The organism is Acidobacteriota bacterium (genome assembly GCA_016196035.1).
GTDB lineage: Bacteria > Acidobacteriota > Blastocatellia > RBC074 > RBC074 > JACPYM01.
The window spans coordinates 109861-122346 of sequence record JACPYM010000024.1 but is presented as its reverse complement, the minus strand read 5'-3'; the positions used below and the strand labels follow the sequence as shown (position 1 = coordinate 122346).

Annotated in this window: 12 protein-coding genes and 1 tRNA gene; 6 read left to right on the top strand and 7 right to left on the bottom strand. The window is 57.9% G+C overall.

All coding sequences use genetic code 11. From position 1 onward, the window contains the following. From HY011_08855 to HY011_08835, 5 genes are all read left to right on the top strand, one after another. On the top strand, positions 1-677 hold a 677-nt coding region (locus tag HY011_08855; GenBank protein ID MBI3423034.1), incomplete at its 5' end, for an immunoglobulin domain-containing protein. Positions 678-1524: 847 nt separating this feature from the next. Then, a complete protein-coding gene (locus HY011_08850; protein MBI3423033.1) occupies positions 1525-2058 on the top strand; it encodes a VCBS repeat-containing protein in 534 nt (177 codons plus the stop codon). A 126-nt stretch (positions 2059-2184) separates the two neighbouring features. Next, entirely contained in the window at positions 2185-3729 is a 1545-nt protein-coding gene (gene aroE, locus HY011_08845; protein MBI3423032.1) for a shikimate dehydrogenase, read from the top strand. 242 nt (positions 3730-3971) lie between these two features. Continuing rightward, complete coding sequence (locus HY011_08840) at positions 3972-4403, top strand: nucleotidyltransferase domain-containing protein (GenBank protein ID MBI3423031.1); 432 nt, start codon at positions 3972-3974, stop codon at positions 4401-4403. Further along, positions 4384-4716 (top strand): HEPN domain-containing protein, encoded by a 333-nt coding sequence (locus HY011_08835; protein ID MBI3423030.1) that lies wholly within the window; start codon positions 4384-4386, stop codon positions 4714-4716. The genes HY011_08840 and HY011_08835 overlap by 20 nt, the downstream gene beginning before the upstream one ends. Before the next feature lie 56 nt (positions 4717-4772). Here HY011_08835 and HY011_08830 read toward each other — a convergent pair whose 3' ends face one another. From HY011_08830 to argS, 7 genes are all read right to left on the bottom strand, one after another. After that, on the bottom strand, positions 4773-5090 hold the full coding sequence (locus HY011_08830; GenBank protein ID MBI3423029.1) for a hypothetical protein: 318 nt from the start codon (positions 5088-5090) through the stop codon (positions 4773-4775). Positions 5091-5100: 10 nt separating this feature from the next. After that, positions 5101-6369, bottom strand: a complete 1269-nt coding sequence (locus HY011_08825; GenBank protein MBI3423028.1) for a DUF433 domain-containing protein — start codon at positions 6367-6369, stop codon at positions 5101-5103. Between the two features lie 16 nt (positions 6370-6385). Further along, positions 6386-6730, bottom strand: a complete 345-nt coding sequence (locus tag HY011_08820) for a transcriptional regulator (GenBank protein MBI3423027.1) — start codon at positions 6728-6730, stop codon at positions 6386-6388. Positions 6731-6770: 40 nt separating this feature from the next. Further along, positions 6771-7070 carry a type II toxin-antitoxin system HigB family toxin gene (locus HY011_08815; GenBank protein ID MBI3423026.1) on the bottom strand — a complete coding sequence of 100 codons (300 nt, stop codon included), beginning with the start codon at positions 7068-7070 and terminating at the stop codon, positions 6771-6773. A 192-nt stretch (positions 7071-7262) separates the two neighbouring features. Beyond that, a complete protein-coding gene (locus tag HY011_08810) occupies positions 7263-9566 on the bottom strand; it encodes a S9 family peptidase (GenBank protein MBI3423025.1) in 2304 nt (767 codons plus the stop codon). Between the two features lie 148 nt (positions 9567-9714). Further along, positions 9715-10065 carry a hypothetical protein gene (locus HY011_08805; GenBank protein ID MBI3423024.1) on the bottom strand — a complete coding sequence of 117 codons (351 nt, stop codon included), beginning with the start codon at positions 10063-10065 and terminating at the stop codon, positions 9715-9717. Positions 10066-10119: 54 nt separating this feature from the next. Beyond that, on the bottom strand, positions 10120-12141 hold the full coding sequence (argS, locus tag HY011_08800; GenBank protein ID MBI3423023.1) for an arginine--tRNA ligase: 2022 nt from the start codon (positions 12139-12141) through the stop codon (positions 10120-10122). A 160-nt stretch (positions 12142-12301) separates the two neighbouring features. Between argS and HY011_08795 the strand changes: the two genes are divergently transcribed. Further along, positions 12302-12400, top strand: a tRNA-OTHER gene (locus HY011_08795). Positions 12401-12486: the final 86 nt, after the last annotated feature.

Genomic DNA, 12486 nt, shown 5'->3' with positions numbered 1-12486 from the left:
CAGTCGTGACACCAGTAACGCTGCTTGCCATCTTTCGTCAGGCCGTGCTTGACGATCTTTTCGCTGCCGCAGTGGTAACAGTTGATATTCTTCGTGACCTACGGGCGAGACTCTCACCTCTCACCCCGTTGAGCCACTACCCCACGATTAACAGCGGCGTCGCCACTACTGGCACGCTGACGGCCAACAGCGTCAACGGTGCTTACAACGTCGCGGCCAGCGCCAGCGGAGCCGCCTCCATCAACTTCGCGCTAACCAATGCCTGCGCCAGGCCCGTCATCAACATGCCGCCACAAAGCGCGACGGTCTGCCCCGGCGCGCCAGTCACGTTCAGCGTGGCGGCGATGGGTACAGACCTGATGTATCAATGGCGCAAGGGTGGCAACTCTATCGGCGGCGCGACGGGCAGCAGTTTCACGATCAATAGCCTGGTGCTTGGTGATGCGGGCAGCTATGACGTGGCCGTCAGCGGCGCGTGCGGCACACAAACGGCGGCGGCGGCCACCTTGCTCGTGAATTGTCCGGGGCTGACGGTCAATCCCGCCACACTCCCCAATGCGCCCGTGGGCGCGAGCTACAATCAAACGCTCAGCGCCACGGGCGGCAGTGCGCCGTACACGTTCAGCGTGGCGGGCGGCGCGTTGCCCGGCGGGTTGACGCGCAGTTCCCAGGGTTAACTCGCCGGAATGCCGAATGCAGGCGGCAGCTTCACGTTCACCATCAACGCAATGGATGCCGCCGGTTGCGCCAGTTTGCGCAGCTACACCATCGTGACGAACACGCCGCCGACGAGCACGAGTGACAATGTGTCGGTCAAGGCGGGCAGCAGTGCGGCGAGCTTCACGATCGGGACGGCGGCGGATCCCGACCAGCCGGTCAATACGCTGGGCATCGCGATCAACGGCAACCCGACGACGGCGTCGAGCAAAGGTGTGACCGTCAGCAATGTGGCGATTCAACCGTCGGGCGCGGTGACGGCCAATATCGCTACGACTTGCGCGGCGGCGACGGCGACCTTTGCGCTCGTCGTGACCGACAACCAGAGTGCGACGGGTACGGGCACGTTGACCGTCACGGTGACGCCAAACATGCCGCCCATGCTCAGTTACAACGCGGCGACCGTCGTGGCCGCCACCACGCCGACCATCAATCCGGCGGTGGGGCCGAGCGACAATGGGACGCTCAATCCGCTCGTGCTGCAAGGCGTTTCGCCCAATAACGGCGGGCTGGTGGTCAGCCTCAACACAGCGACGGGAGCGGTGACGGTGCTGAACGCAACGCTCATCGGCAATTACACGGTAACGGTCACGGCGACGGACAACTGCAACGCGACGACCAACGCCAGTTTTGCGGTGACGGTCGTCTGCCCGACGATCACGGTGAACCCGGCGAGTCTGCCGGGGGCGACGATCAATAACGAACAACTGCACAGGGTCGCGGAGTTACACGCTGGTCATCGGCTTCGGGGCTTTTGCCGCCCTGGCGCAGATGGCCGATTACAACGGCGATGGCAAGAGCGACTTCGTGCTGCGCGCGAACAACGGCATCTGGCGCTTGCTCTTGAGCAATGGCGAGGGCGCCAACCGCATCGCCCAAACCCAAAGCTGGGGCACGGCGGGCGACGTCTCGTTGCTCGGCGATTATGACGGCGACGGCAAGACCGACCTGGCGGTCTTCCGGCGCGCGACGGGCACCTGGCTGGTCAAGCGCAGCAGCGACGGGCAATACCTCATCAAACAGTGGGGCGTGGGGACGGATGTGCCGGTGGCGGCGGATTACGACGGGGACGGCAAGACGGACTTTGCCATCTGGCGCGCGGGCGCTTGGTACATCTGGCAGAGCGCGACGGCGGATTATCGCGTGCAAACGTGGGGGACGAGCGCCGCACCCTACTACGATCAAGCCGCGCCGGGCGATTACGACGGCGACGGCAAAGCCGACCTCACGGTCTGGCGCGCAAGCGATCAGACCTGGTATGTGCAGTGCAGCCTGGATGGCAGCGTGCTGGCCCAAACGCAGGGGCAAACGGGCGACGCGGCGGTGCCTGGCAATCATTGATTGGGCCGTGTTACGACTGACATCACCAACCAAACCGGCAGGTCGTTGCTGACCTGCCGGTTTTGCTTTAGAGTGCCGCCTCATTCAAACCAGGCCGCGAGGCCATCTCTGAGACAGGAGTTTTTAATGCCGCCATTGTCTGCGCCTGTTGATCCATTGCTGACGCGCAAACTCGTTTGCGTCCCCATTACCGAACGCGAACCCGCAGCCTTTCTCGCCGCGCTGGCAGCCGCTGCTGTTAGCGCCGACATCATCGAATTGCGGCTTGATTACCTGAGCGACGCCGCGCACGCCGAAGTCTTCGCGCAGTTGCCCGCGCTCGTCGCGCAATACCATACGCCGCTGCTGTTCACCTTGCGCCCGCGCGAACAGGGCGGCCAGCGCGACTTGAGCCTGGGCGAACGCCGCGCTTGCTGGCAAAGCCTGCCCGCCGCAGTCGCCGCCACGATCACGCTGGCCGATTTCGAGTTCGATTTGGCGGCGAGCTTTGCTGCTGAACCGCCGCCCGTGCCGTGGGAAAAAGTCATCTGCTCATGGCACAACTTTGAAGGCACACCGGATGATTTGATTCAACGCTACGAACGCATGGCCGCGACGCCCGCCGCCATCGTCAAACTCGCCACCAAGTGCAATTGCATCGGCGATTGTTTGCGCCTGTTTGAAGTGATCGAATATGCGCAAAGCCGCAAACCCATCATCGCGCTCGGCATGAGCTTGCCCGGCTTGAGCACGCGCGTCTTGTCGCTCTCACGCGGGGCCTTGCTGACCTTCGGCGCGTTGCAACCCGGAGCCGAGAGCGCGCCGGGCCAGCCCACCGTAGCCGATTTGAACCAGCTTTATCGCGTCAAACAACTCACGCGCGCCAGCCAGATTTTCGGCGTCATGGGCCAACCCATCGGCCATTCGCGCTCGCCGCTGATTCACAATCCGGCGTTGCAGGCGGCGGGCATTGACGGCGTGTATTTGCCGCTTGAGGTGGACGGCACCGCTGCGTTCATCCGTGATTTCGTTCATCCCCACACACGCAAGCTGGGCTGGAACCTGCGCGGTCTGAGCGTGACCATCCCGCACAAACTGGCGGTGATGCCATTGCTCGACGAAATTGATGCGACGGCCCAGGCCATCGGCGCGGTCAACACCATCGTCGTCGAAAGTGATCGCCTACGCGGTTTCAACACCGACGTGCATGGCGCGATGCAACCGTTGAATGAATTGCTGGATGTGCGTGGCGCGCGCGTCGCGGTGCTGGGCGCAGGCGGCTCAGCACGGGCAGTGTGTTACGGGTTGCAACAACGCGGTGCGGCGGTGACGCTTTACGCGCGCGACCTGCGCAAGGCGCAATCACTGGCCGCTGAATTCAACGCCACCGCCGCCGCGCTCGACAGCTTCCACGGCCAGGCCGACATCGTCATCAATTGCACACCGCTGGGGATGAAAGGTCACAGCGAAGGCACCAGCCCATTGACAGCGGAGCGCCTGCGCGATGTGCGGCTGGTTTACGATCTGGTTTACAACCCCGAACAAACTGCGTTGCTGCAAACCGCGCAAGCCGCCGGATGCCAAACGCTCGGCGGGCTGGCGATGCTGGTGGCGCAAGCGGCAGAGCAATTCCGTTTGTGGACGCATCAAGCAGCGCCGATTGACGTGATGTGGCAAGCAGCACGTACTTGATCTTTGCAAAGTCGCCAACAAGAGCGCTTGAGCGGCTTGACCGACTCCTGACTCCTGATTCCTGAATTCTGACAAATTGAAAACAATCGGCATTTCAGGCTATCAGGAGTCAGGAGTCAGGAATCAGGAGTCGGCGAAGCGTCTTTGACGGATGTTTTGAGGATTTTGCAAAAGCCCTGTGCCGCAGACCGCGCGGTTGCTGTTATGATGCGGCAGCAAACCAGCTTGGCAGGAGCAATGCGATGAGCGCCACGACCGTCAGCAAACAACCGCGCAAGGGAATCCAAGCCGCAGTGCCAGCGGGGCTGCCCGATCTACCCTGGTATCGCGACGCCGCCAATCGCAAGAAACGCCTTGCCCACATCCAAACCCTCTGCGACCAGATCGCGCGCGAGTTTCAGCCGGACAAAATTATCCTGTTCGGCTCACAGGCATACGGCAAACCGAGCGTCGAATCGGACGTGGATTTGCTGGTCGTGATGCCATATAAGGGCAGTCCGTTCCGGCAGGCCGGGGAAATATTGAAACGCGTGATTCCGCGTGTCGGCGTGTTGCCGCTTGATTTGCTGGTGCGGACGCCAGCGCAAATCAACGAACGCCTGGCAATGGGCGATAACTTTATGCGCGAGATTCTGGAAAACGGAAAGGTGATGTATGAAGGCAATAACCGCTGAATGGGTGGTCAAGGCCGAAGGCGATTGGAATGCCGCCCAGCAATTGAACCGCGTGCGCAAAGACCCGAATCACGATGGCGTCTGCTTTCATTGCCAGCAGTGCGTTGAGAAATACCTTAAAGCGCGCCTCGTCGAGGCCGGGTTGGCCTTTGGCCGCACACACGACTTGCCCGTGCTGCATCAATTGGTGTTACAAGCCGAACCAACTTGGCAAGGAATGCAGCCTGCGCTACTCGTCCTTAATCCCTACGCCGTCGGCTATCGCTACCCCGGTCTGACCGCGACCAAAGCCGATGCCAAGGCGGCCATCTAGGAATGCCGAGCGATCCGCCGCGTTGTGCGAACCGCATTGGGATTGTCAGTTTGACCTCACGACGCACTGATAATTTCGCGGAGTCTGCGCGCATGGTTTGGCTTTAACCAAAGCACGGCAGCGTTGATGACCGGCTTGTTGTGCTTGAGATCGCGCCCGACCAGCTTGTACGGCCTGGTCATGCGCACACACTCGGCCACGCCGGGCACTTCGGCGAAGGGCGCAGGGTCTACGGCCCCCGTGTTGCCCGTGACGCCGATGGCCGTGCGGGTTGCGCCGGGCATGAGATGGGCCTTCAGGGCGAAGGATTCAACTTTAGTGATGACGCGCTGAATGTCGGCTTCAGGGGCGTCGGGTTGCAGAGCAATTAGCATGTCATTTTAGCTACTTAAGCTTCCCTCTTTTACGGTTGCTCCACCAATCCTGAAGTAACTTCTTCAAGTCTATTTTGAATCCAGCAAAACCTGGTTGCATTACAGTATTATCCCAAACGGTTTTTAGGGAATTTTGTTTTGGTGAAGGAGGGATTGATAACGGTAAACCTTCAAGTACGCCTGGGATGTTTACTTCAAGTGACCTATAAAGTTTTGGGTCACTGATAGGACGCCCGTCTAGGGTAGCTCCTGATTTCATCTCGTCGAGTGAAATCCATCTGTCCAACGGACCCAATGGTAGTACAGCAAGCTTTAACTCAGCGCTGAAAACCCAAAACTCATACTTGGTCAGAGCCCCATAAGTTGGCGATATTCGCCACATCTCTATTGGGTTTGGGCAAAGAAGGTTAAGTGTGAACTCGGTGCCATACCTCAAATTGTGCTGAGTAGTCTCCTCAGTGAACTCTCGTTTTGCTGTTTCGATTGGCCTCTCACCCGGTCTTTGTTTGCCCCCGATAATCTGAAACTGCTCTGCCTGAGTGTCCCACTGATGAAGAAAGCAGGGCTTTCCATCTTCTATAGTTTTTACCAGAGTAAGTGCTACAGCTTGATACCTGGAATATCCTGCCTCAAGCCTATGTTCTTTGCTTAATTCCAGTCTTCTTTCTTCCATTACTTTGAGGAAGTAAGGGGCTAGTTCAAGTAAATTATCGATCTTGATGTCACGAGCAACGCCTTCGCGTCCCCAATTGGATAGTAGTTGCTGATGATTCTCAAAGTACCAGCTTAGGCTGTTTCGGAAATAGGTAGATATCTGGTCGTTTATTTGACAGACAGACTTTTCCCACTCAATAACACCAAAAGTATCCAGAAAAGCAATTGTCGCCAATGTAATACCGGATGCGAGCTCCTGCGAAACACCAAATTCTTTAGCTATTGTCGCGGCAATTTCTTCTACAGTTCTGGGTGGTTGGCGGTACGAAGGAATTGCATCCAGGGCTTTTTGAGTTAATTCGTGACGCTTTTGAGTTAGTTCATGAGTATCAGCAATTGAGATCACAAGCGGTGCAGCCAGCCTGCATTCACGATCTGCCGCGAAAGCCAAGCAGGCACGGATGTCTTCCAATGTGAGATCGGGAAATTTATCAACGATTTCTTCCGGTGTCATACCGCCCGCTAGATATTCCAATACGTCCGTCACGGTCATCCGCAAACCGCGAATGCACGGCTTGCCGCTACGTTTATCGGGTTCGATAGTGATGATTTTTGAGTAGTCCATATCAACCTGTTTCGGATCAGATGAACAAGTCGGGCGAGACGTGGAAGAACTCAGCCAGTGACTTGGCGAGTTTTTTGCTGATCGCGCGGTTGCCATTGATGACTTCGGAGGTGACGCCGCTGGAACCGAAGAGGTGCACGATGTCGCGCTGACGCAAGCCGCGCTGCTCCAGCAGAAATTGCAGCGTGGCGGTGGGCGAGCTTTCTCCCAGCGGGTAATGCCGATCCTCGAAATCTTCGATGAGCTTAACCAACAGGTCGAAAAGCTTGGCTTCTTCCGTCGAAAGTTCGCGTTTCATCATCGGCTCGACAATGGCGAGCAGGCGCTCGTTCTCGGCTTCGGTTTCGATGACGGCAGGCATGGCCTTTGACACCAGCTTGCGGTACTTCGCCGGATCGAATTCAAGCGCCGCAGTCTTTTTCCCACGCGCCTTTGTCGTAGTCTTTGTGCGTAAGGACGTGTTTAACATAGATCACCTGTCTGTCGTATCTGATCTCAATGATCAACCGGTATTTGTTCCCGCCGATGTTGAAGACCGTGCAATCGTAAGCCGCATCCGCGTGCGGGAAGACGGCGCGCACCTCCGCCATGGATTGCCACGCCGCCTTCTTGGCTACGCGATACCAGTTGTCGAGCGGTAGTTGCGCTTCAGGGGTTCGCGCCCAAAAATCACGCAGCTTTTTCTTACTGATGACGTGCAAAGCGGCGTTCCTTTCATCAAACCGAGTCTCTCAAGACGAGAGCAGAGCGTCAAACACAGTCTGCAAGAGGGTTTGATACACAACGCGGCGTCAGTACAGTACCGCGCGCGTGAGCAAGCGGCGCGTCAATCTTGCATAAGTGGCTCTTAGTCTGAGCCTCCGCTTGCTCACGCGCGCGGTACCGTATCTTGGTTACCGCCCGCCCGCTGGCAGCTTCTCATTCAAATACCGCGTCAATAACCCATACAAATGCCGCGTCGTGCCCGGCCCTTCATAAATGCCGTGCGAGCGGTTGGGATAGGACATCATCGTGAATTGCTTGTTGGCGGTGATCAGGGCGTTGATGAGGGCTTCGCTGCCTTGGTAATGGACGTTGTCGTCGCCCGTGCCGTGGACGAGCAGCAGGTTGCCTTGTAACTGACCCGCAAACGTCAGCGGCGAGCTTTGCTTGTATTCGTCGGGGTGCTCTTGCGGCAGCCCGCAGTAGCGTTCCTGATAGATCGAATCGTAATAGCGAATGTCTGGCACGGGCGCGACCGACATGCCCATTTGGTAAACGTCGGGGTAACGGAACATGGCGTTCAAGGTCGAAGAGCCGCCGCCGCTCCAGCCCCAGATGCCGATGCGTGTCGCGTCTACGAAAGGCCATTTGGCGATGGCGCGGGCGGCATTGGCTTGGTCTAGGGAATTGCGGATGCCCATCTGGCGATAGATGGATTTGCGCCAGCCCCGGCCACGCGGGGCTGGCGTGCCACGATTGTCTACGCTGGCGATGATATAACCCTGCTGCGCCAGCAGGCGATGCCACATCATCTGGCCGCCGCTCCATTGGTCGAGTACGGTTTGGCCCCACGGTTCGCCGTAAACGAAAAAGAGCACCGGATAGCGTTTCGATGCGTCAAAATCGGGCGGCTTGATCAGCCAGCCGTCCAGTTGTACGCCTTCGCCGATGTCTATTTTGAAAAACTCTTGCGGCGTAGGCTTGAGCTTGCCGAGCCGTTCCTGCAATTCGCGGTTGTCGTAAAGCGTGCGCACGTTGGTGTGTGGTGCGAGGCGCACGATTTCCGTGACCGGCACTGTGTTCGCGTTTGAGAACGTATGAATCGCCAATTCGCCGCGCGGCGCGATGTCGTAATTGTGCGTGCCCGCTTGATTGGCGGGCGAAAGGCGTTCAGGGTTGGCGCTGCTGCCGTCGAGCTTGACGCGATAGAGATATTTTTGCGTCGCGTTGTCGGGCGAGGCTGAGAAATACAACCAGCCGCCAGCGGTGTCGGCGCGTTCGACGCTGATTAAATCGTAATTGCCGGGCGTGATGCATTTGACGTCGTGGCCATCGCGCGAAACGGAATAAATGTGCCGCCAGCCGTCGCGTTCGCTCGTCCAGAGGAAGCGTTTGCCGCCATCAATCCATTCGGCATCGCCGAAGGCCAAGCCCGTTTTGTCCCAGCCAATCGAACCCCACGCGATGTCTACCCAGGCGTCGTCTTTCTCGGTCATGATCTGACGTACCTTGCCGGTGCGCGCATCGCCGATCATCACGACGTTGATATTTTGCAACCGGTTGAGCTGTTGAATGACGACTTCGCTGGAATTCGCCGCCCATTCCATACGCGGCAAATAGTTGTTGCGCGCATCACCCGGCACGTCGAACCATTGGGTCTTTCCGCCGCTTGAATTGACGACGCCGACGCGCGCGGCGGAATTCATTTCGCCAGCTTTGGGGTAGGGAAACGAGATGATCTTCGGATAAAGCTCAGCCGTGTTGTTGATCAGCTTGAACTCTTTGACGCCGCTCGCATCAAGCTGCCAATAGGCGATCTGCTTACCGTCGGGCGACCAGCGGAAGCCGTCGCGGCAAAAGAGTTCTTCTTCATAGACCCAATCAAAGGTGCCGTTGACGATGTATTGCGTGCCGTCCGAAGTCAGTTGCGTGATGCGCCCGTCGCTGAGATTTTCGACGTAGATGTTGTTCTCGCGCACATACGCCACGCGCGTCGCATCGGGCGAGAACTTGGCGAACATCAGCGAAGACGGTTTTGCAGCGCCGCCCAGCTTTTGCAGCTTCGCGCTCGCCAGATCAACAACCCAATAATCGCCGCGCGTATTCGACCGCCAGACACGTTCGGAGTTGGTGAAAATCAACAGCCGCTGCCCGTTGTCGCTGAGTGTGAACTCTTCGATATTGAGTGGCGAAGTCACGCCGGGCGGAATGAGTTTGTCCGCCGAGACGAGCACCGTCTTTGCGCCTGTTGTCGCGTCATAACGCGTGATGTCCATCCCGCCTTTGCCTGCTGCTGAAGGCTCCAGCATCAAGTAACCGCGTCCATCCGCCTGCCATTGGTGCCAGCCGAGTCCACGCGGGCTGTAGCTGAAAATCGTATCGAGCGTGAGTACGCTGGCATCGGCCTGGCGCGCGGGTTGGGCCTGTTGCGCCAAGAGCGGTGCGGCAATGAGCAGGGTGAAGAGCAGGATGAAGTTGCGGCGGATTCGATTCATAGTCTTCTCCAAACTTTGAAGGCGGGTCGGAATGGGGACAGTACGGGGAGCGTGAGTGGGCCGAGCCTCGACAATTACTCGGACGGCATTCAGCACGTCCGCCACCGAGGCTCAGGTCGGTCACCCTCCCCGTACTGTTGGCGCAGGTTCAACGCGCCAGCTTTACACCCGTGATAGGCAGTTCATCGGCGTCCAATTGCTCTGCGAGATCGGGGATGATTAGCTCGATGTTCTTGGTGTAATTGTCGCGCCAGAACTCTTTCAGCTTTTCGCGGGCCTGCTCGTTGATCAGCACGTCGCCCGCTTTTTCGAGCAAGACCATCGCGATGTCGCCGTTGTTTTCGGTGATGGAAAACAGGTAATCATCATCGTCTTCGAGCAGCGAAGCTTTCAGGTCGTCCAACTCTTCTTCAAATTCAAATTCATACAGCGCCTGGGCCATTTGGCCGTCGTGCAAGAGCGCTTCTTCCAAGGCTTTCGCAATCGTTTTTACTGACATTTTGCTCTCCCTTGTAAATGGTTGGCCGAACGATGTAAGTAGGCGCGTGCCTGCTTACATCTTTTCCGGCACTTCAATGCCCAACAGTGACAGCGCCTCCGCCAGATTGCGGCGCACGATTTCAGCGGCCATCAGCAAGACGACCTTTCGTTTCTCGTCCGGCTCTTTCAGGATGTGAAAGCGTTTGTCTTGATAGAACGTGTTGAATTGATCGGCCAGTTGATAGGCGTATTTGGCGACCAACGTAGGCTCAAAGGAAGTGGCCGCCTGTTGCACGACTTCGTCCAGGCGCGCGGCGAAATAGACCAGCGACCAAAGCAGATCGCCCGCTTCGCCCGTGAAAGGTGCGGCGATTTCTTCAGACGTGAGTTGATTGAATTCGGCTTGCACGACCGCCGCCGGGCGGCCCAGTTCGCTAAAGATGTTGCTCAAACGGCGCACGGTGTATTGCAAATACGGCCCGGTCTCGCCGCGGAATTTGAGCGCTTCGGTGAAATCAAACGCGATGATCGAGGTGCGCGTGAATTTGAGAATGAAATAGCGCAGCGCGGCGACGGCAATTTGCTGTGCGATCTTGAGTTGGGCTTCAAAGGACAAGTCGGCGTGGCGCGCTTGCACTTCGCTGAGCGCGTTGGCGGTCAGGCGATCAATCAGGTCATCGGCTTTGACGCCGAGTCCTTTGCGGCCTGACATCGAAACGGAACCTTCGGAATCCACACCGAGTTCTTTCGCAGCGTCGGCGCTGAGCGTGACTTTTTCATAAGCCAGATGAGCGCTGCGGGCGACTTTGGCGCGTTGCTCTTCGGATTCAGCCATCTGCAAAACGGCGCGTTTGACGTTGGCTTGCGGATAAGACTGGCCTACGTCAATCACGTTGAGAAAGGCGGTGCCATTGCCAAAAGGTGGATGTTCGCTCGTGCCAGTGCCGCCCGTTGTTATCCAGACCGGCTGTCCGTGGTGATCGTGCCGCAACAACTGATAGTTGAAATCCAAGCCGAGCTTGCCCAGCTTCCACAAGTGATAGGCGATGTCTTTGCCCGTGTAAGTCACCGTGTCATTCGAGCGCACGATGATCTTGTCAGCGTCGTGCTCGCTTTCCGGTTCGCCTCGTCCCCCTGCCGCGCCGTCCTCCTCGGCACGCATCACCCAGCAGCCTTTGTTGCGGCCTTCGTTTTCAAACACGATCACGCCGCGTGCTTTGAGTTTCTCAAAGGCGTGCGCCCAGAAATGCAGGTGCAGAATCTCGCTCTCGCGCGCCAGCAGGTCGTAGCTGATGTCGAGCCGCGCCAGCGTATTCAAATGGCAATTGACGATCTTGTGCGAGATGTATTCGCCGATCTCTGCCGTCGCGTTGTTGCCCGCTTCGATCTCGTGCAGCGTTTGCGCGCGCACTGGCAACCGCGTCTTGTCTTCTTCGTACCAGCCGCCGACGCGGGCGTATAAATCCCAGCAGTAATAATCAAAGTTGTCTTCACGCTTGGTCTGCGTGCGCTCAGCAATCTCGCGAATCTGGTCGAGCGATTTCTGTTCGAGGTGAATGAAGCCTACTACCACGTCGGCAACCTGGACGCCGGTGTTGTCAATGTAATTGTGTACTTCGACGGTTTCGCCGACGGCTTTCAAGATGCGCGCTGTCGTGTCGCCAAGCACCGCATTGCGCACATGGCCGATATGCGCGGCCTTGTTCGGATTGATTGAAGTATGCTCGACGATGATCTTGGCCGAGGGCGCGTGGCGCAGGTCAGCTTCCGGATTGTGCAGCGCGAGTTCGCTGAACATCTGGGCGCGGTCAATGAAGACGTTGAGATAGCCGGGGCCAGCGATTTCGACGCGGGCGACGCCGGGCAGGGCGCGCAAGCCTGCGGCCAGCTTGGCCGCCAATTCGCGCGGGTTCTGTTTCGCGCCGGTGGCGGCTTTCAGGCGTTTGGCTAAATCGAAGGCGAGCGGGAAGGCCAGATCACCCAGTTCAGTCTTGGGCGGAATCTCGGTGGCGAGGTCTGCAAGTTCCAGGTTGAACTGCTCGCGCACTTGAGTGAGCAGATGATGTTTGATGGCGTCAGCAAGTGAAAGCGGCATTTGGATCAATTCCTTTATGTGGTGACAGCAGGCGCGCAATGCCCGTATTGACGAAAGCGGTTCTATAGCACCTTTGTTTCGACAGCGTCAAACAGGCGGCATGCTTGCCAAACAAAGCGGGGAGGTGCTATACATTCGCTCGGTTTTACGGCGGTTCTTTGGCGCGTTGGTGTAACTGGTTAACACGCCGCCCTCTCAAGGCGGAGAGCACGCCGCCCTCTCAAGGCGGAGAGCACGGGTTCGAGTCCCGTACGCGCTATCAAGAATCCAAAGCACTTACCGGGTTTCCGCTGGTAAGTGCTTTTTCGTTGGTAACGTCTGGGTAACGAAACTCCCCAAAAACGC

What these genes read in the sequence shown, in the direction of transcription:
- aroE (MBI3423032.1), top strand. Translation starts at nt 2,185, where the DNA reads ATGCCGCCATTGTCTGCGCCTGTTGATCCATTGCTGACGCGCAAACTC.
- HY011_08840 (MBI3423031.1), top strand. Translation starts at nt 3,972, where the DNA reads ATGAGCGCCACGACCGTCAGCAAACAACCGCGCAAGGGAATCCAAGCC.
- HY011_08835 (MBI3423030.1), top strand. Translation starts at nt 4,384, where the DNA reads ATGAAGGCAATAACCGCTGAATGGGTGGTCAAGGCCGAAGGCGATTGG.
- HY011_08830 (MBI3423029.1), bottom strand. Translation starts at nt 5,090, where the DNA reads ATGCTAATTGCTCTGCAACCCGACGCCCCTGAAGCCGACATTCAGCGC.
- HY011_08825 (MBI3423028.1), bottom strand. Translation starts at nt 6,369, where the DNA reads ATGGACTACTCAAAAATCATCACTATCGAACCCGATAAACGTAGCGGC.
- HY011_08820 (MBI3423027.1), bottom strand. Translation starts at nt 6,730, where the DNA reads ATGCCTGCCGTCATCGAAACCGAAGCCGAGAACGAGCGCCTGCTCGCC.
- HY011_08810 (MBI3423025.1), bottom strand. Translation starts at nt 9,566, where the DNA reads ATGAATCGAATCCGCCGCAACTTCATCCTGCTCTTCACCCTGCTCATT.
- HY011_08805 (MBI3423024.1), bottom strand. Translation starts at nt 10,065, where the DNA reads ATGTCAGTAAAAACGATTGCGAAAGCCTTGGAAGAAGCGCTCTTGCAC.
- argS (MBI3423023.1), bottom strand. Translation starts at nt 12,141, where the DNA reads ATGCCGCTTTCACTTGCTGACGCCATCAAACATCATCTGCTCACTCAA.